18 protein-coding genes, 1 pseudogene and 2 riboswitches are annotated in these 22,605 nt (G+C 46.9%); of the genes and pseudogenes, 17 read left to right on the forward strand and 2 right to left on the reverse strand.

Annotated elements, in window-relative coordinates; all coding sequences use genetic code 11:
* Nucleotides 1–199 precede the first annotated feature (199 nt).
* From ACFTRD_RS20965 to ACFTRD_RS21005, 9 genes and pseudogenes are all read left to right on the forward strand, one after another.
* The gene (locus ACFTRD_RS20965) at nt 200–2,767 is read left to right on the forward strand and encodes an S-layer homology domain-containing protein (protein WP_379384425.1); all 2,568 of its coding nucleotides are present in this window, start codon (nt 200–202) and stop codon (nt 2,765–2,767) included.
* 475 nt (nt 2,768–3,242) lie between these two features.
* Nucleotides 3,243–3,330, forward strand: a riboswitch (cyclic di-GMP riboswitch).
* A gap of 58 nt (nt 3,331–3,388) precedes the next feature.
* Nucleotides 3,389–3,476: riboswitch (cyclic di-GMP riboswitch) on the forward strand.
* A gap of 13 nt (nt 3,477–3,489) precedes the next feature.
* Nucleotides 3,490–4,290 carry a transglutaminase-like domain-containing protein gene (locus tag ACFTRD_RS20970; RefSeq protein ID WP_379383383.1) on the forward strand — a complete coding sequence of 267 codons (801 nt, stop codon included), beginning with the start codon at nt 3,490–3,492 and terminating at the stop codon, nt 4,288–4,290.
* A 283-nt stretch (nt 4,291–4,573) separates the two neighbouring features.
* Nucleotides 4,574–8,209 (forward strand): collagen binding domain-containing protein, encoded by a 3,636-nt coding sequence (locus tag ACFTRD_RS20975; RefSeq protein WP_379383385.1) that lies wholly within the window; start codon nt 4,574–4,576, stop codon nt 8,207–8,209.
* Nucleotides 8,210–8,372: 163 nt separating this feature from the next.
* Nucleotides 8,373–8,491, forward strand: a pseudogene (locus ACFTRD_RS20980) (DinB family protein); the annotation flags it as partial.
* Nucleotides 8,492–8,679: 188 nt separating this feature from the next.
* Nucleotides 8,680–9,090: a VOC family protein gene (locus tag ACFTRD_RS20985; protein WP_379383387.1), complete on the forward strand. Its 411-nt coding sequence runs from the start codon at nt 8,680–8,682 to the stop codon at nt 9,088–9,090.
* Between the two features lie 69 nt (nt 9,091–9,159).
* Nucleotides 9,160–9,585, forward strand: coding sequence for a hypothetical protein (locus tag ACFTRD_RS20990; RefSeq protein ID WP_379383389.1), 426 nt, complete (start codon nt 9,160–9,162; stop codon nt 9,583–9,585).
* Nucleotides 9,540–9,947, forward strand: a complete 408-nt coding sequence (locus ACFTRD_RS20995) for a GNAT family N-acetyltransferase (RefSeq protein WP_379383391.1) — start codon at nt 9,540–9,542, stop codon at nt 9,945–9,947. Before ACFTRD_RS20990 ends, ACFTRD_RS20995 begins: the two co-directional genes overlap by 46 nt.
* Nucleotides 9,948–10,055: 108 nt before the next feature.
* Nucleotides 10,056–10,949, forward strand: a complete 894-nt coding sequence (locus ACFTRD_RS21000) for an AraC family transcriptional regulator (RefSeq protein ID WP_379383393.1) — start codon at nt 10,056–10,058, stop codon at nt 10,947–10,949.
* Between the two features lie 223 nt (nt 10,950–11,172).
* On the forward strand, nt 11,173–12,138 hold the full coding sequence (locus ACFTRD_RS21005; protein WP_379383395.1) for an SMI1/KNR4 family protein: 966 nt from the start codon (nt 11,173–11,175) through the stop codon (nt 12,136–12,138).
* A 149-nt stretch (nt 12,139–12,287) separates the two neighbouring features.
* Here ACFTRD_RS21005 and ACFTRD_RS21010 read toward each other — a convergent pair whose 3' ends face one another.
* Nucleotides 12,288–12,647 (reverse strand): winged helix-turn-helix transcriptional regulator, encoded by a 360-nt coding sequence (locus ACFTRD_RS21010; RefSeq protein WP_379384427.1) that lies wholly within the window; start codon nt 12,645–12,647, stop codon nt 12,288–12,290.
* Between the two features lie 142 nt (nt 12,648–12,789).
* Between ACFTRD_RS21010 and ACFTRD_RS21015 the strand changes: the two genes are divergently transcribed.
* The 5 genes from ACFTRD_RS21015 to ACFTRD_RS21035 all read left to right on the forward strand — a co-directional run bounded on the left by ACFTRD_RS21015 (nt 12,790) and on the right by ACFTRD_RS21035 (nt 16,015).
* Nucleotides 12,790–13,158, forward strand: a complete 369-nt coding sequence (locus ACFTRD_RS21015) for a DoxX family protein (RefSeq protein WP_379383397.1) — start codon at nt 12,790–12,792, stop codon at nt 13,156–13,158.
* A 132-nt stretch (nt 13,159–13,290) separates the two neighbouring features.
* Entirely contained in the window at nt 13,291–13,491 is a 201-nt protein-coding gene (locus ACFTRD_RS21020; RefSeq protein WP_379383399.1) for a hypothetical protein, read from the forward strand.
* Nucleotides 13,492–13,758: 267 nt separating this feature from the next.
* Nucleotides 13,759–14,277: a hypothetical protein gene (locus ACFTRD_RS21025; RefSeq protein ID WP_379383401.1), complete on the forward strand. Its 519-nt coding sequence runs from the start codon at nt 13,759–13,761 to the stop codon at nt 14,275–14,277.
* A 516-nt stretch (nt 14,278–14,793) separates the two neighbouring features.
* Entirely contained in the window at nt 14,794–15,528 is a 735-nt protein-coding gene (locus ACFTRD_RS21030; RefSeq protein WP_379383403.1) for an SDR family NAD(P)-dependent oxidoreductase, read from the forward strand.
* 67 nt (nt 15,529–15,595) lie between these two features.
* Nucleotides 15,596–16,015 (forward strand): MarR family winged helix-turn-helix transcriptional regulator, encoded by a 420-nt coding sequence (locus ACFTRD_RS21035; RefSeq protein WP_379383405.1) that lies wholly within the window; start codon nt 15,596–15,598, stop codon nt 16,013–16,015.
* Nucleotides 16,016–16,100: 85 nt separating this feature from the next.
* On the opposite strand, the gene ACFTRD_RS21040 is transcribed toward ACFTRD_RS21035, so the two are convergent.
* On the reverse strand, nt 16,101–16,598 hold the full coding sequence (locus ACFTRD_RS21040) for a DinB family protein (protein ID WP_379383407.1): 498 nt from the start codon (nt 16,596–16,598) through the stop codon (nt 16,101–16,103).
* 172 nt (nt 16,599–16,770) lie between these two features.
* On the opposite strand from ACFTRD_RS21040, the gene ACFTRD_RS21045 reads away from it, so the two are divergent.
* The 3 genes from ACFTRD_RS21045 to ACFTRD_RS21055 all read left to right on the forward strand — a co-directional run bounded on the left by ACFTRD_RS21045 (nt 16,771) and on the right by ACFTRD_RS21055 (nt 22,551).
* Entirely contained in the window at nt 16,771–17,928 is a 1,158-nt protein-coding gene (locus ACFTRD_RS21045) for a response regulator (RefSeq protein ID WP_379383409.1), read from the forward strand.
* Nucleotides 17,929–17,931: 3 nt separating this feature from the next.
* On the forward strand, nt 17,932–21,066 hold the full coding sequence (locus ACFTRD_RS21050) for a hybrid sensor histidine kinase/response regulator (protein WP_379383411.1): 3,135 nt from the start codon (nt 17,932–17,934) through the stop codon (nt 21,064–21,066).
* A gap of 168 nt (nt 21,067–21,234) precedes the next feature.
* The gene (locus tag ACFTRD_RS21055) at nt 21,235–22,551 is read left to right on the forward strand and encodes a sensor histidine kinase (protein WP_379383413.1); all 1,317 of its coding nucleotides are present in this window, start codon (nt 21,235–21,237) and stop codon (nt 22,549–22,551) included.
* Nucleotides 22,552–22,605: the final 54 nt, after the last annotated feature.

Genomic DNA, 22,605 nt, shown 5'->3' on the forward strand with positions numbered 1-22,605 from the left:
ATATTAACTTCATGTAAAATGTTGCGATTTTATGAGATTGTTCCGAAATTGATACAAAGACGAAATTGTTTTATTGCTGGTTAATCTGACCTGATGCTACATTGGGACCGAACAGAGACCAACTAATAAACGATGGGAGTCGACAAATTTGAAAACGAAAGTGATCAAAAGCAACAAGAAGAGATTGTTCGCCGCAGCGATGGGAGTAGTTCTTTTATCAAATACCTTTGCCGCAAGCAACGTGCTCGCCGCATCGGATGAGACGACCATTCCATTGCCGCCACAGCCGGCGTGGGGGTATTTTGTAGATACGTACAAGAGCAACAGTAATTCAAATACAACCGTAGACACCAATGCTGCTGTAGGTACATTGTCCAAGTTTTTGGATCTATGGACACCGGGTGATTCCTGGGATAACGGAACCAAGATTAGAGCAGATATTCTGGACTACAACATTCAATATGTAGCGAATATCGCAGCAACCCGCACTCAAGCGGAAGAGGATGCCGCATATTATACGGACCGTACGAACCAATCCTATGGTGCTGTTGATGGTCTTGGTTCGCTGGCTGATGTGTACCGCGAAAAATCCGGCACATATACGACGATTAAAACCATTCCCGAAGATGCCACAACAAAGAAGTACGACGACGGTAATAACACGAATAAAGCTGGGAATTCCGATTCCGAGCTGGGCAAAATGGTAGACCTGGTTGGAGCCTTGCGTGGCAATTCAGCTTCTTCCAACCCTTCAAAAAATTTCTTCCAGTACATGCGTCCATTTCGCTGGTTGAAGACTGACGAGGTTGTCGTGCCAACGCTGAGACCGGCAATCAAAGACGTTAAAGAGGCGGCCTCGGACGGCGGCTTCCCGAGCGGGCACACCAACGCGTCCTATCTTGCTGCGATTGCCTTGGCCTATGCAACTCCTGAACGGTTCCAGGAACTCATGACTCGCGCTTCAGAAATGGGCAACAATCGGATCGTAGCCGGAATGCACTCACCGCTTGATGTTATCGGCGGCCGGGTGCTGGCAACCGCACTTGCTGCGGCAGCCCTGAATGACCCGGAAAACGCAAACCTGAAGCAGGCGGCTTACGATCAGGCACATAACGTACTGTTAAAAGAGAGCGGTTCAGCGGAGGATCGATTTACTGACTATGAGAAGAACAAGGCTGAGTATACCCAGCGTCTGACCTATGGCTTCCAGCAGATCGGCTCCACAACGGAGCCTGTGGCAGTACCCAAAGGAGCCGAAGTGTTGCTGGAGACGAGACAACCTTACTTGAGCACAGAACAGCGTCGTGCTGTATTGGCAACTACCGCAATAGAATCGGGCTACCCGCTGCTTGATGATCCGGAAGGCTGGGGACGTCTCAATCTGTTCGCTGCGGCAGATGGATACGGTGCATTCAATAGCGATGTAACGGTCATGATGGATGCTGGCAAGGGGGGGTTCAATGCCGTAGACGTTTGGCGGAACAACATCTCCGGTACAGGCAAGCTGACGAAGGAAGGCAGCGGTACATTGAAGCTGCGGGGAGCGAATACGTACTCCGGCGGTACTCAGGTTAGCGCGGGTACATTGGAAGGTGACACAGCTACCGCTTTCGGGAGTGGCGATGTAGTCAACAGCGGCGGTACGGTTACGGAGAGCGTAACTGGCAAATGGAACATCGAGGGCAACTTCACGCAGGCCGCTGACGGTATGCTGGAGCTCAACGTAGCTTCCGCAAATGACGTGCTCGACGTTAAAGGTACAGTTAGTACTGCCGGAACATTGCATGTTAATTTTGCCAGCAGCTATGTGCCGGGCGCGGGTGAGATCACGCTTGTAAACCATGGCCCCAATCAGCAAAGCGGTAAATTTGCCTCTGTTCAGGTGAATGGCCTGCCAAGCCAATATAATGCCCAGGTGAAGTATGAGAGCAGCCGAATCGCCCTGGTGATTACGGATACAACAAATCCAGGGACTACGCCGACAACGCCATCTACTCCTGGTACTGGAGGCGGTTCAGTCACTACACCAACACCGTCCACACCATCAACAGGTTCTGGAACGGATTCGGGTACAGTTACCACGCCTCCTACAACTGAACCAACAGTACCGCCAGCAACACAGGTTAATCCGTTCAAATCAGGTGTTGTGAGCCAGGAAACGGTGCTGAAGACAGTTAACGAAGCAATTGCCGCAACGAAAAATGAGCAAAAGACTTTCAGTGATATTTCTGGCCACTGGGCCGACCGAAGCATTGGAACTGCCATGAAATTGCGCATGGTGGATGGTTACGAGAATGGCTCGTTCCGACCTAACGCATCCGTTACCCGAGCGGAATTTACCGCGATGATTGCCCGGGCGTTTGGCCTTGGCGAGAATTCGGCTTCCGCCAGCTTCAAGGATACACGGTCAAGCTGGGCGGCCGGATATATTAGTGCCCTGGCTGACAAGGGAGTCATTACCGGTTATGCGGACGGAAGCTTCAAGCCGAATGCGACGATCTCCCGGGCCGAGATGGTGACGATTATTGCACGTGTGCTTGATCTGAACACACTTGCAACTAGTGCTCCGGCCAGCTTTAATGATGTGGACAGCAGTAACTGGGCAGCGGCTGCAATTGCGCAGGCTTCATCGGCCAACCTGGTGCAAGGACGATCCTCTTCCGTGTTCTCGCCGAGCGGCAAAGCTACACGGGCTGAAGCTGTGACGATGATCATCCGCGCACTGGAGAGCGATAGCTCAATCAAGGCACTGATCAAAGGGTTGTAAAACAGGACTGCAAGACAAGGTGTTGCTGTGAACGAGAGCGGAAGATTCGGCTGAAGTGAGCAGCACTCCCGTCAGGGTTCAAAAGGACGAAAATGGTTCATGTAACGTGAACCATCTTCGTCCTTTTACTTTTACTTTTGCTTATGTAGAAAGCTCTGTGTTCCAATATAAGCACTCATGTCTAAGGTAAGGGGAGGCGTAGAACTTTCTTAGTAGGATAACATGCTGAAATTGTGGAAGTAGGTATCAGGCAACGAGCCGTACATGAATTGAAGGACTCCTGGTTTTTCAAAAAGTATTCGCTTGTTATGACCTCATTGGGGTGGTGCAATATAGGACTATAGTACTAATGGAGAATACATTGTAATTATCCAAAGAATAATAGCAGAATGTATAGATGGATATTCGACAATATTCGGAAATTTCTCTTGATGTAAACCCATATATTTGATATGATGTGTCCATGAAAAGCTACTCACGATAACGGCAAACTTGTCGAAAGGCAAGGACGCAAAGCTATAGGGCCTTCTTGACGTAATGTCAAATGGCAGCCAGTTACCGAACGAAAATGCTTTTTTTGTTTTTATTGGACAAACATCCATAAAAATCTGTGAAACTCTAATACGATAACGGCAAACTTGTCGAAAGACTAGGACGCAAAGCTACAGGGCCTTCTTGACATAATGTCAATGGCAGCCTGGCCACCGAAGGGAGTTTACAGCATGCGAAATGCAGTGTTCGCTATAGTAGGTTTTTTAATGTTACTGATTTGGACTCCGGTTGTACAAGCTGCGCAATCTGAAGATTGGCTGGGCTTGGAGCAGCTTGACCGTGGTGTGATCGTCATTCGATATGACGTGAAAGCCGACGTCAAGACAAAGCTCATGATTGCGAAGGGTCAGGAGAAATATACATATGCGCTTTCACCGGATAAGCAGCAGGAAGTGTTTCCGCTTCAGATGGGCAACGGTGATTACATGGTGACTGTGCTGGAACAAGTCAGCGGCACCAAATATAAGGTCGTTCAGGAAACGGTAGTTGCGCTTCAACTGAAGAACGGCAGCAGAGTGTTTTTGAACTCTGTACAAAATATCGATTGGAGCGAACGGGACAAGGCTGCTCAGCTCGCTAAGAAGCTAACTCGATCTGCCCAGTCCGATGAAGAGAAAGTACAGGCTGTTTATGAATATATTGTTGGAACAATCCGGTACGATAAAGCTCTTGCATCCAGTGAGCTGTCGGGCTACCTTCCCGATATCAATCGTACAATGGCAGGGAAGAAAGGGATGTGCTATGATTACGCCTCCTTATTCGCTTCCATGCTGCGGAGTATCGATATTCCGACTAAGCTTGTGATGGGGAATTCGGAATACGTCGATGTGTACCACGCTTGGAATGAAGTTTATTTGAATGGGCAATGGGTAACCATTGACACAACTGTCGATGCGAGCTGGAAAAGTAGTGGAGCCGAATTCAAAATGATTAAAGACGCCTCCCGCTATTCTACAGCTAAATATTTCTAATTATTGCATGATAAACCTAAGCTTTGGACGATATGTCCAAAGCTTATTTGAGTTTGTACAGAAAATGTATAGTTTCAGACTTTACAATGAAAGAAACCCATTTGGTTCTTAAGAAAAATACAGGCACCAATGAGATCGTGCGCCAATAGGAAGTAGTGGAGGTGATGGACTAAAAAGTCCCTTTATCGGCATGCAATCCTATGGATGGATGGCCCAATTTGGACACGAAAAGCAAGATAGGAACCGGATATAATGAGGGTTATGAGAGACAGAGGGAGAGAATATGAAGAAAAAAGTAAGTGGAATTTTAGTTATGATGCTGCTTCTGATTCAAACGTTGTTTGGCACTTCCGCTTGGACGGTAAGTGCAGCGGCTGGCGAGCAGGACTCAGCGGTTAGCGAGCAGGAACCGGCAGTTAACATGCAGGAATCAGTGACGGATGATGTATATAACCAGCCGGCGCCAGTCGCCAATACAGAGGGTATTTTAACAAAAGCCGTGTTAACCGATATGAACGGGACCGTGATTGATGCGGTATATAATCCGGACAGCAGCCTGGACATTGGCGCAGCTGTCAATCTCAGTTACGAATGGGAGCTTCCGAACGGACACGGCTACAAGAACGGGGATACATTTACCTTCGACCTGCCGCAGCAGTTTGAAATTTTTACGGATATTGATGCACCGCTCGTTGCTGGTCAAGGCGAAGTTGGCCGATTTACAGTCGATCGGGACGGAAAAGTTGTGATGACCTTTAACGATTACGTGGAGAGCCACTCCAACATCAGCGGCAAGCTGGAAATTCGTACGGAATTTAAGAAGGAAGTCTTGAAAGGAAGCACGGAAATCATTATTGCCATTCCGATAAAAAGCGGAGTGCAGACCATCATCGTGAATCTGAAGCCGAATGGCGGAAAGCTGATCGATAAGCAGGGGAAAGCGATTGGCAAAGACCGGATCGATTGGACGATTCAGGTCAACAAGTCCCTGGATAAAATCAAACATGCGGTCATCACGGATGCGATGCCTGAAGGCTTGGAGCTCATCGCCGACTCTGTGGAAGTTTACCACCTGCAGGTTAATGGTGATGGATCGGCGGTCCCTGGTGATAAGGTAGAGGCCGGCAAGTATACGGTCGAAACGAACGGCGGCGCCAAACTGGAGCTTGCGTTCCAGGATGAAACGGTTAGCAAAGCCTACGAGATTCGCTTTTCGACGAAGCCTACCGGTGAGCAATCTCGCTTTGAGAACACCGCTGTGTTGTCTGGCGAGGGGATGGAAGATGCCAAATCGACCGCTACGGTAACGGTGAACCGTGGCCAATTTTTGGATAAGTCGTTTAGCCGGGATAAGGATACCGGAGTCATCACGTGGACGGTGAAGTACAATTTCAACGAGAAGAAGGTTTCGAAAGATCAGGCAGTCATCACGGATGAATTCAGTGCGATTCATGCATGGGTTGCGGATTCGCTGAAGGTGTACAAAGGGAACTCTGCGGATGACAAGGCATTGCTTTCGTCGAACGAATACACCGCTACGCCGACAGGTACGAACGGATTCAAACTTCAATTCGCGAAGGATATTGATTCGCCGTATACAATCGTTTACCAAACGAAGCCGGTTGATCGGACGATCGCTGACGGACAACAGGTGAAGAACAAAGTCGTGTCGGGGGATTCGTCCAAAGTAGTAACGGTTCCGGCTCAAGGAAGCCGTGCTCTGGTGAAAGGAACCTGGAAAGTCGATTTTGCCAACAAAACGGCAAGATGGCTTATTACGATCAACGGTGATAAAAAGCCGGACGGCAGCAAGTACAGCATGGAAAATGTAGTTATCACGGATACATTCCCGCATGACGGCCTCGAATTTGTTCCGGATTCGGTGATCGTAAAAGCAGACGGGAACCCTGTTCCTGCCAGCGATTATAAAATCGAGTACGATAATGTTCGCAGCGGCTTTGCAATCAAGTTTTCCAAGACCTTGAATACGACCTATACGATTGAGTATGAAACGAAATTCAACTTCGGCTGGCTGAAGGACAGCAAGCTGGATTTCATGAACAGAGCTTCCATGACATGGAGCGAGAACGGCGAGAAAAAAGGGCCGATGGTGCGGGATGCGAGCTTCTCCTCCGACGGTTATACGAAAAATAACGGTGGGAAAGACGGCAGTTACGATCCCGTCCATAAAGAGATCACATGGAACATTAAAATGAACTATAATCTCGATTCGCTTGCCCAAGCGAGAGTAACGGACGTACTGAAGCAAGGACAGAAGCTCGTGCCGAACTCGGTTAAGGTATACGAGATGAAGCTGACGGGGGAACGGAATGGCATTGCGAAGGGCGCCGAAGTTCCGGCGTCTCTATATGAGGTGACGGAACCGTCCGAAGCGAACGGCAACCAGCTGTCCATTCGTTTTACCGGCCCGATCTCATCCGCATACTGGATTGAGTTCAAAACATCGCTCCAAGGCACGGTGATTGTCAGGGATATTGATAATACTGCTGAGCTGTGGAATGGCAGCGATAAAGCGGCGACATGGAACGCCAGAGTGACGGTTCCGCACGGCGGCGAATATGTGAAGAAAAGTGGTGCCCAAAACGGAAATAAAGTCGATTGGTCCATTCGAATCAACGAAGGGCAGTCACATATTTCCAACGCGAAGATTATCGACTATCCAAGTGCGAATCAAATCCTGATCGAGGATTCGTTCCACCTGTATGCAACCAAGACCAGTGCAAACGGTCAAGCGCTCAAAGCAGATGAACTGATCAAAGGAAAAGACTATACATTAACCATCGCAAGTCTTGACGGAGATCAAGAGACGTTTGAATTAAAGTTCACAAGCGATATCTCCACGGCTTATGTTTTGGAATATCAGTCGTTCATTACCGCCGGAGATAAAGAAGCAGTACAAAATAAAGTGGCGCTCGAAGGAGATCAGCTAAAAACCGAGCTTAGAGAAACGACGGAAGAGGTTATTGTCCGTACTTCATCCGGTTCAGGTTCGGGAGGCGGCGTAACGGGCAGCCTGGAAGTGACGAAGGTTGACCAGGATGATAAGACGAAGCCGCTGGCAGGAGCGAAGTTCGTGCTTTACGATAAAGCAGGCAAATGGACGCCGATCGTAAAAACAACGGATGCTGACGGAAAAATCCTGTTTACGAAACTGTTGTATGACGACTATATTTTGGAGGAGCTTGCAGCTCCGGAAGGATATAAGATCGAGCAGGCAACGTGGAGCGTAACGATCGACTCAAGCATCAAGGGTCAAGACAATGTGAAAAAATTGACCGTAACGAACCGCAAAGAAGAGCCGGTTCAACCTGGCGAGCCTTCCAACCCAACGGATCCAACGGACCCAACGAATCCAACAGATCCAACGAATCCAACAGATCCAACGGACCCAACGGACCCAACAGATCCAACAGATCCAACGGACCCAACAGATCCAACGGATCCTGGAAACCCAACCAACCCGACTGGCCCGACCGATCCGGGAACACCGGGTCACCCAACGGATGGCAATCCGGGGGAACCTTCGACTCCGTCCAATCCAGGGACGCCATCCGGCGAAATAGAAGTACCGGATGAAGACATTCCGAGCGGCGAACCGACAACTCCTCAAACGCCTCCGACAGAAGATCCGGGGACACCTACCATTGATATCGGTGAGGATGAAATCCCGCGTGGTGGAGGCGAACCGGAGCCGCAGAAGCCGGAACCACAGAAACCAGAACCACAGAAGCCGGAGAAGCCAGCAGTACCGACGCCGGAACCGCAAACTCCGGCATCGGGGATTACGATATCGACGCTTCCGAAAACCGGAGAGTCAAGCCGTTATCCGTTCTATTTGGTTGGCCTCGGACTCATCGTTCTTGGTGTGTTAGGCCGCAAACGGTTTACCATGAAATAATAATTCGTTGGAGCATCAGCTCCCCTTGTCCTGGAAGCAGGAAGAGGGGAGCTGTTTTCATGACGAAGCTGAGTGTTCATTTTAGGACATATATTACGGAGCATGAGGACATTGAGGGAATGTGTCCGTCCGGAGAGTTTGAAGCCCGCTATGTGGATTTTTTCAGCATCTGGTGAACCACGGGACATACCATCGGGGAAATGTGACTGCCATGCTAGGCAACTAGGTGTACCTGGTACGCCGACGGATTTTGGCTTCTACTTATATACTTTAAGCCAATAATAACTGGAAAAATGAACGAAACAAGCCTGGGCTCTTCTGTCCCAGGCTGATTTTATTGATGATTATCCTATGATACAATTGTGCGGGCTACCGCGTCCGGTGTCATTGCTAGTTTGATTGCACCTGCGATTACTCCAAACCTCTTGTGATCGAAGAATTGAGAAAGAGAATAAAAAGGAGGAAAAATGATGAACAAGAAATTACCAGCCCAAAGCGGTATCACACCAACCAGTCCGATCAAAAATAAAGTCGGAAGTGTTTTTGTCCCGGTTCGAAATATTGAGAAGTCCCGCAGTTGGTATTGTCAGGTTTTGGGGCTGAATGAAGCTGACTGTGAAATCATGAACGGTCACTTGTGCCCGCTGCCAATGGATGGGGTTGGAATTATTTTGGATACTATGCCAAAGTGGGGAGGCGATCAACCGGGTGGTGCTGCGTCTATCGAGACGCCCGCTTTTATGCTAATGACAGAAGACCTGAAGCGCTCGTTTGACTACATGAAAGAGCTGGGTGTAAACCTCATTACAGAAATCGAGCATGATCATTGGTTTGTCGTGAAGGACCCTGACGGCAACAAGTTGATGATTTGTCTTGAATAACAACTGGATCAAGAGTGATTGAATCACAAGGATGCATGTGGAGATAAAAACGATAAAGAGGTGAACTGAATGATTATCAAACCATGTACGATCACCGAAATTCAACATCTTATTTCCGAATATCTTGGGGAATTGTCTTCTCCATTCGATTCTTTTCTAGAGGAGCATATCTTTTCATCAACTTTTTTCCTGTTTCAGGACGATTCGAACGATGTGGGTTGCATGGCTATACATAACAATGAACTTCTTACCCAGTTTTATATCCGGCGCCAATATCTGAGATACGCTCAGCAATTTTTCCTGCAGGCGATCAAACGTCATGCAATCAGGGCTGTATTCGTTCCGACCTGTGACGAGCTGTTGGTCAGTTTGGTTATGGATCAGGATTATACGATAAACAAACAAGCTTATTTTTTCAGGATAGTCAGGTCAAAATTTCGGTGGGTAATGTGCGGGAGAATGAAGAATTTCGACTCGCGACCCAAACTGATCTAGTAACGATCCAACAGGTCTGCGGCGATTTTATGAGTGACTATGAGCACCGAGTTGAAAGGGAGGAATTATTCGTCTTTTACAGTAAAACAGATTTACTTGGTATCGGATTAGTTGAACGTTCCAACATGTTTGAAGGAGTCGCCAGTATCGGAATGTTCACTAATGAGGCCCACAGGAAGCAGGGCGTAGGGAAAATGATGATTTTACAATTGCGTAAATGGTGCAGTGAACTTGGCATATCCCCTGTAGCTGGATGCTGGTACTATAACGACCCATCTAAACGAACATTGGAGAGTGCGGGAATGGTAACGAAGACCAGACTTCTGCATGTTGAAGTAAATCAACCCAAACCTTCTGCATGAACAAGCGGAATTTTTGCAAGAGAAGAGCTGCCAGCAGAATGGTGCAGGTAATGTCGGATGCGAAGGGAGCGACTTTGCTATCCTTGAATTAACGGGGGAGGGGATGACATGGATACGCTGGCGCGATTGAACGAAGCACTGGGTTATATTGAGGAGAATCTGACGGACATCGTGGATATGAAAGAAGTTGCACAGATCGCCTGCTGCTCGGAGTACCATTTTACGCGCATGTTTTCCTTTCTAAGCGGCATTACGTTGTCGGAATATATTCGACGTCGGCGCTTGACGCTGGCGGCACTGGAGTTAAGCCGGAATGACAGCAAAGTCATTGATGTTGCACTGAAATACGGGTATGCTTCGCCGGATTCCTTCACCAGGGCTTTTCAAAGCATGCATGGGGTCACGCCTTCTGAAGCACGGAGTCATGGTCCATCGCTCAAAGCCTTCCCACGGATGACATTTCAATTGACCATTCAAGGAGGAAGCGAAATGAATTACCGCATCGAAGACAAAGAGGCCTTTCGGATTGTAGGTATTAGCAAAAGGGTGCCGATCGTGTTCCATGGGGTGAATCCGGACATTGCTGCGATGTATCAGAATCTTACGCCGGAATGGATCGAGACGATTAAAGGGTTATCGAACGTTCAGCCGTTCGGGTTAATCAGTGCTTCAGCCCATTTTAGCGAGGGTCGGATGGAGGAGAAGGGGGAACTGGATCATTACATTGGTGCAGCCACGACAAAGGCGACGCCTGAGGGTCTGGTGCAGCTGGAGGTGCCGGCCTCGACATGGGCGGTATTCACCGCTGTTGGTCCTTTCCCGGGTACACTTCAGGAGGTATGGGGACGAATCTATGCGGAATGGTTTCCCTCCTCGGATTACGAACTGAGCGAAGGGCCGGAAATACTGTGGAATGAACACAAGGATGTGACTTCGCCGCAGTACAGAAGCGAGATATGGATACCGATTCGGAAACGGGTGGTTCCATCCATGCGCATGTAGCGAGATCGGGAGGGATGATTGTTGTATCCGTCCGATCTCTGCAGCATAAAGAATGATAAATAAAAGTGATTCAAACAACCTTTGCTGACACTAAAGTCGGCAGAGGTTGTTTTGTTTTTTTGGCGGTTTTAGACTACAGACGCTTGATATCGATCGCCTTTTTTTGGAGTGGGGGGCACCTAAATGATATAATCTCTACAACGAAGCAGGGGAGGCAAGATCAATGGATGATGAACTCTTGGAACGGCTAGAGGCTTGGCATGAACAGGATGAATATGAAGAGATTGTGGATGCGATTACACAGATTCCGGAAGATGAGCGGGATTATGTTCTGGTCAACCATCTGGGCAGAGCGCTGAGTAATATGGAGCGTTACCAGGAGGCGATGGAACAGTTCTTGTCGGTTGCTGAAGAGGGGGAGAATGACCCGCTTTGGCATTACCGCATTGGTCTGGCGTATTATTATTTGGAGCAGTATGAGAATGCGCGTGTAGCTTTCGAAGCATCGGACCGATTGGAGCCGGGAGATGAGGATACACAGGAGTTCCTGGAATGGATTCGGAATAAAACAACAGAGGAGCTCACAGAGGAATCCGTAGAGGAGCCCGTGGATACAGTCCACTCTGTTACTGAAATCACCATTGAGCCTGTACCTGGTATCCATCCGGAATCGACGGGCTTTTGGAATGACAGTCCAGCAAACGTCGATCAATATGTATTGTCCCCGCCTACCGATGAGCAAATTGAAGCAGTGGAGGAGCAACTGGTGTTCAAGCTCCCGACATTCTATACGAACATGATGAAACTACATAATGGTGGTGTTCCCCACTATCGTTATTTTCCGGTTAGCCAGGCAGAGAATGGTGGGAAGATCCATATTGAAATTTCGAATATCCTGGGTGTTGGACGGGAGAAGGCACATTCACTGTGTGGATCAGCGGGCAGTCGGGTAATGGTCGAGCAGGGAGGGTATCCGGAAATCGGTGTCGTTCTATGTGAGTGCCCCTCCGATTCGGAGGTGGTGATGCTGGATTATCGTGAATCCGGCAATGCCGGTGAGCCTGAGGTTGTTCATGTGAATAAAGCAGAGGGTTACAAGATCACTTGGCTTGCGCCTGATGTTGCGACCTTTATTCAAGGTTTGGTAAATGAGGAAAATCAGCCAGCTAACCTTGAGGGTTCACTGTAAAGAAGGTAATAGCTTCACGTATTCAAATGGTTTGAAGAAGCTGCATCCGTAACAAAGGATGCAGCTTTTTTGCAGCTATTTCAGTGATTACTTCCCGTTCCATGCGGTAGAAGAAGCACGGCATTGCCGAAATCATCGGTATGTTCTGTTTAGCTGCGTTCAGGCAGCTCTGTCGTTGAATCTTCCCCATAAAGCTCGTTCAAATGAGTGATGTGGCCCTCACCCCAGTCATTCATGGCCTGTAATAAAGGTGTCATTCGTTGACCATATTCCGTGATGGAATATTCGACTTTGGGAGGAATCTGCTGATAGATTTCACGATGGATGATGTCGTGATACTCCAATTCCCTTAATTGTTGGGTGAGCATTTTCTTGGTAATGTCAGGAATTGCTCTTTGAAGTTCACTAAATCTCATGGTGCCATGGGCGAAAAGCCGGAGCAAAATCACTGGTTTCCATTTGCCAACCAGGATGTCCAACGCCGTTTCAAACTTGCAGTACGTGCTAATGGGAAGCCCTCCAATCCTTTATGTATCTAAGGTTTCTTTTTGTATACTATGTTTTGTTTAAGTGCCTACTTCCAAATAGTTACCTCATAAAATATTATAGGCCTAGGTGTTGATCATACACAAGAAGAGGGGCTTACGAGTTATGAATATGGCGTTATGGATCGTACAAGGCATATTGGGAGCAGGATTTATTTTCTCGGGATGGATGAAGGCGTTCCAGTATGAAAAAGCAAAGAAATCGTGGCCTTGGGCAAACGAAGTTTCGAAAGGGTTAGTGTTTTCTATCGGGGTCTTGGAACTGGTTGGGGTCATTGGACTTATTGTACCTCAAGCAACGAATATCGCCCCTGGATTGACGCCACTGGCAGCGATTGGTCTCGCCATGGTTGTGCTGTTAGGAGCCATATTCCACATTGTCCGTAAGGAGTATAAGCAAATTGGTGTAAATATCGTTTTCCTGGCATTAGCTGTGTTCGTGTCGGTAGGCCGCTTCTGGGTTTCAGGTTCTTGAGTGGGACGTTGAACAAATATTTATGTTAAGGAAAGTAGAGGCGATTGATTTCCGGTAGGGTTACGGAGAGCGGTCGCTATTTTTTATCTGAAAATGCCACAAAATGTAGAGGATTATGGTAGGTAGATAACGATGTCCATTGCAACATGTGGAGGAAACCAGAATTGGTACTCTCAAAATACGCATAAAGAACGGGGGGGTGGTCCGGTTGCAGCGGCCAATATTACCAATTACTTCACCAAAATTACGAATCCTTCAGTTTACAGCACCTTGTATAGTGGTAATACGACATCCGAGCAGGATTTTCCTGCTCACATGGATAAGAGAGTATGACTACGTAAAGTCCAGATATATTGGGTAAAATTTCGGTGTACGGTTTTGCTTCCGCAGTGGAAAGTTATGCAAAGGATAAAAAGGTGAATTTGAGTAGAGGATGACGATTACCAAGTATTATTGAGATTCTACAGACAACAGATGGATTGCTGTTTCGACCTGGGGCAAACGCAGAGTATCAATTATCGAACTCATTTTGATGCCATAACAGGGAACCGTATATTAGGCGGAGGATTCATGTATTTCAAATAAAGAGCAGGTGATTATATGTCTGGCATCAAACATTGTTCAGGAATATTGCACGTAGTGAATATTCTGGCTCTGGTTCTGTTCTTGACGGCATGTACTTCTTACACCAACGTCTCTTCAGAAGAAGTCAAATCTTTTCGGCAGGATATCGAGCAAGATTTTCCTGCTATTCAAAAGACCGAAATTCGTTATTCCACACCTCGGGTCGAAATCGCTTATACGGTCAAAACAGAACCGGATGAAGAAGAGATTCATCGACTTTTCACTCAAACCACAGCATTTATGACTAGTCCTTCTTTTCAAAGTGAAATTATTGATGCGCAGTACCGTAGAAAATATCCAAGCTGGGGCGACCCAGAATTTGCCGTGACTATAACCTTGCGCGGAAAGGATATATCTGCTTACCGGTTTACTTGTAAGCCAGAGAAATACGAATCCGATTCTGGTAACGCGACATATGCTCAGTGGTACGTTCAGACACCGGATGATACTGTGGGCAAGCCCTATCCTGACTCTGGGATGGAGAATGAAAAGTGACATTATCAAAAATTTCAGAAAACATGAATCAATAAATTGATTAAGAGACTTAATGGTATACAGCCCTCAAATCCATGGGGCTGTATTTTTTTGAAAACCATTTATTTCGCTTCACTAGAGAGATCCAAAATAAGGATATAGGCTCGTCCGCGTTGCAGAAAGACAATTCCTCTGTTATTATTTAAACATCTAATATTTAGTTATCTAAATAATAGATTGGCTATACATTGTCGGTTTCCTCAGAAAGGAGCTCGAGAACCATGTTAAGAATGAAAGACAAAGTGGCACTTGTTACTGGAGGGCTTCTGGAATAGGCTTGTCCGCAGCTCAATTGATGGGTCTTGTTTCTGGCTTCAGATGAGTCCAAATTCATTAGCGGACAGACCATCCAGGTTGAGGGAGGCCCTTATATCGCCAACCCAACCGTTCCGGATGTTGAACAGTTTATGAAATTACACCATACGCATAGCCATTGAAGCGGAGACATCCAAATAAATTAGATGAGGAGCAATTCATATGGGAAAATTAGATCATAAAGTAGCTATTATTACTGGCGGGGCCTCGGGAATCGGTGAGGGCATGGTTGATCTTTTTGCACAGGAAGGCGCCATCGTTATTGCTGCAGACATTAATGAAGAAGCACTGGAGAAAGCAAGCCAAAAAGAGAATGTGTACGGTATGAAGTTGAATGTATCCTCAGATGAAGACTGGGAGATATTAGCGAAAGCAGTTAACGAACGTTTTGGTAAAATTGACATTCTGGTCAACAATGCAGGCATTTCGTCAGAGAAGCCATTTGAGGAAATCAATGCACAGGATTGGCAGAAGATGCTCTCCATCAATGGATTTGGTCCATTTGCCGGGATAAAACATGTCGCTCCTTATATGGCAGCGCAAAAGAAAGGCTCCATCATCAATATTTCTTCATATACCGCTCTGATTGGACAGGGCTTTAACCACTACTCGGCATCCAAAGGTGCGGTACGCGCGTTATCCAAAGCGGCAGCAACTACCTTTGGTCGTCAAGGTGTTCGGGTGAATGCCCTGTTCCCTGGGATCATCGAAACACCAATGACTCAATCCCTGAACACATCGAAAGAATTGCTTGAACGATTAATTCAGGCAACGCCATTGCAGCGTCTGGGTAAGGCTATTGATATTGCCAACGCCGCGCTGTTCCTGGCTTCGGATGATTCTTCGTACATTACAGGATCTGAACTGGTAATCGATGGTGGATACTCAGCCCAATAGCGTGTAAAATGATGACAGCCCTAAAGTTGAATTAGGGCTGTTGTTTTATTTTTACGAGGAGGATCAGATGGAAGAACAGAACATATTTGAGCTTATTCACAATATGGATAACTTCACCAATAAATTGATTATACAATGGAACAAATCCTTCAATGAGGACCTCGGCGTCTCTCATGTGCTTGTACTCAGTCACCTGAACCAAAATGGAAAAAGCCGACCTTCGGATATTGCGAAAATCCTGGGATTAACCCCGCCAACGCTCAGTTATTTATCGGACAAGCTGGTAGCCAAGGAATTAGCCGTCAGAATGGTTGATGAAGCTGACCGTCGCATTATTTACTTGAACATTACCCGCAAAGGAACCGAAGTCCTTGAAAGAGCAATCCTGGAGGGGCAGAAGTTGCGTAAGGATTTATTCCAGAAATTAACGCAAGAGGATCGGGCACAATTAGTCCATATTTTCGAGAAGATGAATCGGGAAGATTGAACAATAGCCTGGTCCTTTGAAATAAAGGAACCAGGCTGTTTTGTCTACAATGTTAACTGCCTATGCAGAGAAACATCCTGTTTTATTATGCCGGGAATCCGCCTCCTGGGGGAGGCCATGCGCCGTAGAAGCGACGCAGCAGCACAATCTCACCCAGATGATACGAGTTGTGAGAGGCGATGTTGCGTAGCAGACCGGCTTTGGTTTCACCTGGGAAATAGAGCAGTGGATCATCTAATTGCGCCGTTTCCGCAATAGCTACGGCAAGATCAATTCCATCCAGGAATGCCTGGATATCCGTCTGCCATGTGGCTTCATCCTGAGGACCTGTCTCTTCAGGCCAGCTCTCACTTACGTTCCCGGGGAGTTGCGGCTTGCGTCCCTCCAAGTGTTCAAGCATGAACTGCTGCCAATAATGCATGTGCTTCACCAACTGATAGATGGTGTAAGGCATGGCCTCATTTGTACGTGCAGCAAGTGTAACATCAATATCGGGTAATGCACGGGCGATGCGGATATGTCCGCGTTCTCCCACCAATGATTTGACAAGGGCTTGTCCAAAGCTTTGATTAGCATCTGACATGTGGAATCTTCCTTTCTTCTGGATCAGGTCGGTCAACCCGTCTCTATATAAGAATTATACAATTAAATTGCGGAAAATTAAAATATGGTAATCGCAACCCAAAATACTTAAACTTACATGGTATAATAGTGGAAATAAATCTCAAGACTCTAGGGTCGAGGAGGAAGCTCCGGTGAAAGTGATATTGGTTGACGACGAACGTCTAGCGTTGATAGGCCTTCAAAAATCACTAGAAAAAGAAGTAAGCGGCATCAAAATTATCGCTACATATATGAACCCGACAGAGGCCATGGCAGGTATTGTGAAGCACCGCCCTGATGTTGTATTTCTGGATATTCATATGCCAGAGATGGATGGTATGGATCTGGGAAGGCAGATTCAGGCAGCGACACCGGGCACCGAAATTATATTTGTGACCAGTTACGACCAATATGCAGTGCATGCCTTCGAGTTACAGGCTTTGGACTATCTGATGAAGCCCATCCAGAAAGATCGATTGAAGCAGACAGTGAGCCGAGTCCGGGAGAAACTGAGCGTAAAACGCGAGCTGCAGTCAAAGGATACAAACGTACCTTTAATTTGCTGTTTTAATCAGATTCAGTTTAAGCTTCCAGGCAAGGATATCCAGGTTGCCAAATGGCGCACAAGCAAGGCGCAGGAGCTGTTTGCATATTTACTTCATCACCGGAATCAGACGATTCATCGCAGTGTGTTGCTGGAGATGCTGTGGCCTGAATTAGAAGAGGAAAAGACGGTGCATCAACTCTATACCGCAATGTACCATGTCCGTCAAACCCTGAAAGCATGCAATATGGATATGGTCACCATTCACAGTGGACACTTGGAAGCGGGATATAGACTTGAATTGGGTGAAGCTCAGTTGGATAGTGAGCAGTGGGAGCAGGAAATCAGGCAATGGAAGGTTGTGGACGGCAGTACCATTCATGCCTATGAGCAAGCGCTTTATCTATACAAGGGCACGTATCTTGGCAATTACCAATACATGTGGGCTGAACCTGAACGGGAAAGATTACGATACATGTGGTTGTACCATATGCGACAACTTAGTCTGTATTACCAGCAACAGGGACTGGGTGAGAAAGTAATTGAGTGTACACGGCGTATCCAGCAGATGCTTCCAGATGAAGAGGAAAGTTATTTCGTTTTAATGAAACTATATAATGAAATGAACAACGATCTCGGTGTGGAGGAGCAGTATCGTCTCTTAACCACCAGAATGGAGCATGATTTGGAGATACCAATCAGTGAAAATATTAGCGCATGGTATCAGGACTGGAAGCTCGGTTTAACTAAAGTCATGAAAACGTAATTGATGAAATCACTTCAAACGAAACCTATGAACCGTTACAGATATATGATCATCATGCTAATCATTGTTGGCGTATTGATAGGCATGCGCTCGGCATGGTCGGCGTTTTTCCATACGGTAGATGAGCATCGCGCCGTTAATGGAGTGCTTGACTTGAGGGGCGTGGATCTGGAAAACTCTCCGGTGATGTATTTGAATGGGGAATGGGAACTCTACTCGGATAAGTTGCTAACCCAGAAAGAGATTGCAAAGAGGGATGGCAGTGCAAAGACTGTTCAGGTCCCTGGGGACTGGGGAAGTGCACAGAGTCAGGAACTGGAAAGTTCGTTCGGGTACGGAACGTATCGATTGCGCATTTTGACAGATCCGCTTCAGACACCTGTTACCTTCTGGTTCAAGGGAATTCAAAGTTCATCCGAGATTGAGATGAATGGAGTCACTGACGGCGGTATTGGTGAGGTTTCCACCGATAGCAGTACGTATATGCCCAGAAGTACTTCATATACAGCGACTTATGATCGGGAAGGAACAACATATATTGAATTATTGATCCGCGTAGCCAATTACGATAGCCCATATATGGGCGGAATTAGTAAACCTGTTCGCTTCGGCTCACAGGCAGCCGTTGATTTTTCGCGGTGGTACTCCATTGGATTTCAGATGGTTACCTTTCTGATTTTGGTCCTTCACGGCATATATGCCTGTATTCTCTACGCATTTAATCCGCAGGAACGCGCCTTGCTGGTTGCGGCCATATTAACTTTATCTGTGGGCACAGCAGTTATGATGGGTCATGATAATATTTTGATGTTATGGCTTCCGATTAATTATACCTGGGGCATTAAAATTCGATTAATCTCATTGTTATTACAAAATATTTGTATCCTTCTGTTATTCCAGAGGTTAACGGTGGTTCATGTACGAAAATCATGGCTTCAGTGGCATGTTGTTATTACTTTAATCTATACCGCCGTGATTGTGGTGGTGCCCATTCATATTACCTTTGCCATGATCCATTACCACGTCATTAACGTATTCTTTCTTCTATCATTAATCTGGTATCTATACATCGTAGGAACAATGATCTTCAGGAAACAGGGGGATCGGGATATTGTGTTTCTGCTGCTTACAGCAGGAGGCATTACATCCAACCTGTTATGGAGTGTGGTCGAGACTGCCAGAGATGTGACGACAGTGTACTATCCAATCGATATCATTTTTGCGATTACCGGCTTCTCAGCCTACTGGTTCAAGAAGTACTTCAGGAATGTCCGAGAGAATATGAGACTGAATACAGAATTGCAGAAGAGTGACAAAATTAAAGATCAATTCCTGGCTAATACATCCCATGAACTGCGGACTCCGCTGCACGGAATCATTAACATCGCTCACAACGTGGTCACCCGAGAGAAGAGCGGGTTGGATGAACGGAGCCTGGAGGATATGGAACTGCTTATCACGATCGGTCGACGAATGTCCCATCTGCTTGGGGATCTGCTGGATGTAGTCCGGCTGAAGGAGCATCGAATTGTGCTGCGTCAGGTCCCCCTTTCAATACAGTCGGTGGTACCTAGTATTATCGCTATGCTGCAATTCATGGCAGAACGGAAACCAGTCCGCCTTCATATGGAAATTCCAGAATCATTCCCTCTGGTCATGGCTGATGAAGAAAGACTTGTTCAGATTTTGTATAATCTGCTGCATAACGCGCTTAAACATACGGAGGAAGGAATGATCTACGTAAGCGCCGAAATTCGAGAAGGACATGCCCTGATCCATGTGACGGATACGGGCATTGGCATGGATGAGGATACTAGGATGAGGATATTCCTTCCGTATGAACAAGGGTCGTATGGAATAAGTGATGGACAAGGCATCGGGCTTGGACTGAATATCTGCAAACAGCTCGTAGAACTGCACGGCGGGGCACTAACGGTTCACTCGGAAATCGGAAAGGGCTCGGTATTCAGCTTCGATCTGCCGCTCGCGCATGAAACCCGTCAGGCTCAGCCACAGCTTCCCCTGATCTGGGAACAGGCGATGGAGATGATGGAAGATGCTCCTGGCGGATTCCTGTTACCCCGCTCCGGTATGAGCAAGGTGGAATCCTCGGCGACAGCGGAGATGGCCCCGTTGTTAAAAGAGGGGAGAGCCACCATTCTGGCTGTGGATGATGATCCGGTGAATCTGGATGTGCTGGTCAGTATTCTTTCGACCGAACCCTACACGATCACTACGGCCTGTTCAGGCCAGGAAGCGATGGAATTGCTGGGCACACGTCAGTGGGATCTGCTCATTACAGATGTGATGATGCCTAATATGTCCGGCTATGAATTAACCCAGAAGGTGCGGGAACAATTCTCCATGTCGGAGCTTCCCGTACTGCTGTTGACTGCTCGAAGTCAGCCGCCTGATATCTACACGGGTTTCGCATCGGGCGCGAATGATTATGTCACGAAGCCTGTAGATGCGTTGGAGCTGAAATATCGGATACGTGCATTGACCGTGTTAAATCAGTCCATCCAAGAGCGCCTGCGCATGGAAGCCGCCTATTTGCAGGCTCAGATTCAGCCCCACTTCCTGTTCAATACGCTGAATTCGCTTATGGTCTTAAGTGATATTGATACAGAGCATATGCGGAAGCTTGGTGAAGCTTTCTCATCTTATCTACGGATCAGCTTCAACTATCTCAATACAGGGGAACTGGTGAAATTATCACACGAGCTGGAACTCGTGGAGGCCTATCTTTTTATTGAGAAAACGCGATTTGAAGATCGCTTGTCGGTGGTATTGAACGTAGAGCCGGATCTTTCGTTGCTTCTCCCGCCGTTATCGATTCAGCCTTTGATTGAAAATGCCGTAAGACATGGGCTATTAAGCCGAAATGTGGGCGGGACGGTATGCCTGTCCATCACTCGCCATGAGGGTTATACCCGTATTGAGGTGAAAGATAATGGCAAAGGCATGGAACCGGAGAAGGTTGCAGAGCTGCAACATGCTACGCTGGGTGGAAAAGGCGGAATAGGCATTGTGAATACGAACCGCAGATTGCTGCAACGGTATGGTCAGGGGTTATCTATTGTAAGTGAGCCAGGTGAGGGAACAGTGGTGTCATTTGATATTCCGGATGAGATATAAGGAAAAGGCCGTAGAAGTGAAAACTTCCGGCCTTTTTGTTTTGCTTGCGCGTCGATTCCCTAATTTTAATTATTTCTAATGCTTCTTACATATGTTAGTATATTTAACATTAGATGCGCAGGTTCCGGTATTGGGCGCTAAACGTTGCTATAGTGGGTGAAGAGATCGATGCGCAATTGGGTCAAAAATGAGAATGTGCAGATGACGGCCATTGCCTTTGCCACAGCGGTAGGGGCGCAATTCAAGATTAATCCGTTCCGGGAGGATTACTTCCGAATCGGGTTGGGGGTCAGCATCCTTTTATTTTTGCTGATGATTATGCCGCATCTGTCTTATGTGAAGACAGGAATTTTGGCGGGGATTGCGAACTTCATCTTCCAATCGGTTGATTTACTGAATCATGTGAGTTCGATCTCGATCATCGAAAGCATGCAGGATAATCTGGGTGCGGGTATGTATTATGTTGTGTTTGCCTATGGCCTCAGCAAGTTCAAGAACAGATTCCATGAGATACCGCCTCTTCTGTTGGGTGGATTGATTACGTGCATTGATTTTTCATCGAATCTTGTGGAGCTATTCATACGCGGTGTGTTGAGTGGGACGAATATCTTTTATATGAAAGAATGGCTTTATCTGCTGGTCCTCGGGGGGGTACGAAGCTATTTTATCATCGGGTTGTATAACAGCTTTGCGGTAAGACAGATGCGATTGCTGCATGCGGAGCAGGAGAAACGGATGGAGCAGATGCTGAGTGTTAACTCAGGTCTGTACGGGGAAGTTTTTTATCTGAAAAAAGCCATGAATACGATTGAAGGCATTACCGTAGACAGCTACGACCTTTATCGGGATCTCAGGGAGCAGGACTTGAACGAATATAGCCAGCGGACACTCGGCATCGCTCAACAGATTCATGAGGTCAAGAAGGACTCTCAACGTATCCTTGCAGGTCTGTTGAAATTGTACGATAGCGAAAAATCGGTGAATATGAGTCTTTCCGAGGTACTGAACTTTGCGATCAAAGGAAACCGGAAATATAGTGAAATGCTGAACAAAAAGATTGAGATCCACATCGAGCAGCAATATGACTGCGACTCTCCTTACTACATTCCTCTTTTGACTGTGATCAACAATCTGATCGCCAATGCCGTGGAAGCCATTGAGTACAACGGGACGATTCGGATTCGCGTTTGGGAAGAGGGAGCGGATGTGCAATTTGCGGTCATCGATTCTGGAAAGGGTGTACCTGATACCAAGCATGACGTGATCTTCGAACCAGGGTATACGACCAAATTCAATGAATTAGGCATTGCGGCAACCGGAATTGGCCTATCCCATGTACGTGATATTGTTCATTCTCTGGAAGGCCGGATTGTGGTGGAATCTGCTCCGCAGGGCGGGAAGGGTTCCGCATTTATTGTATCCATTCCGAAAGCGAATCTGATCAATGAGGACGGTGCGGACCAAATGGTTCAAATGGATAAATAAATACACTCAAAAAGTCGTTGCTATTCATTAGGAAACTGCGAGATATTATAAAGA

Origin of the sequence: Paenibacillus sp. NPDC056933, from assembly GCF_042674385.1 — a bacterium.
Classification (GTDB): domain Bacteria; phylum Bacillota; class Bacilli; order Paenibacillales; family Paenibacillaceae; genus Paenibacillus.

Coding starts and splice junctions, on each gene's coding strand:
- ACFTRD_RS20965 (WP_379384425.1), top strand. CDS start 200: ATGGGAGTAGTTCTTTTATCAAATACCTTTGCCGCAAGCAACGTGCTC.
- ACFTRD_RS20970 (WP_379383383.1), top strand. CDS start 3,490: ATGCGAAATGCAGTGTTCGCTATAGTAGGTTTTTTAATGTTACTGATT.
- ACFTRD_RS20975 (WP_379383385.1), top strand. CDS start 4,574: ATGAAGAAAAAAGTAAGTGGAATTTTAGTTATGATGCTGCTTCTGATT.
- ACFTRD_RS20985 (WP_379383387.1), top strand. CDS start 8,680: ATGAACAAGAAATTACCAGCCCAAAGCGGTATCACACCAACCAGTCCG.
- ACFTRD_RS20990 (WP_379383389.1), top strand. CDS start 9,160: ATGATTATCAAACCATGTACGATCACCGAAATTCAACATCTTATTTCC.
- ACFTRD_RS21000 (WP_379383393.1), top strand. CDS start 10,056: ATGGATACGCTGGCGCGATTGAACGAAGCACTGGGTTATATTGAGGAG.
- ACFTRD_RS21005 (WP_379383395.1), top strand. CDS start 11,173: ATGGATGATGAACTCTTGGAACGGCTAGAGGCTTGGCATGAACAGGAT.
- ACFTRD_RS21015 (WP_379383397.1), top strand. CDS start 12,790: ATGAATATGGCGTTATGGATCGTACAAGGCATATTGGGAGCAGGATTT.
- ACFTRD_RS21020 (WP_379383399.1), top strand. CDS start 13,291: ATGTCCATTGCAACATGTGGAGGAAACCAGAATTGGTACTCTCAAAAT.
- ACFTRD_RS21025 (WP_379383401.1), top strand. CDS start 13,759: ATGTCTGGCATCAAACATTGTTCAGGAATATTGCACGTAGTGAATATT.
- ACFTRD_RS21030 (WP_379383403.1), top strand. CDS start 14,794: ATGGGAAAATTAGATCATAAAGTAGCTATTATTACTGGCGGGGCCTCG.
- ACFTRD_RS21035 (WP_379383405.1), top strand. CDS start 15,596: ATGGAAGAACAGAACATATTTGAGCTTATTCACAATATGGATAACTTC.
- ACFTRD_RS21040 (WP_379383407.1), bottom strand. CDS start 16,598: ATGTCAGATGCTAATCAAAGCTTTGGACAAGCCCTTGTCAAATCATTG.
- ACFTRD_RS21050 (WP_379383411.1), top strand. CDS start 17,932: ATGAAATCACTTCAAACGAAACCTATGAACCGTTACAGATATATGATC.
- ACFTRD_RS21055 (WP_379383413.1), top strand. CDS start 21,235: ATGCGCAATTGGGTCAAAAATGAGAATGTGCAGATGACGGCCATTGCC.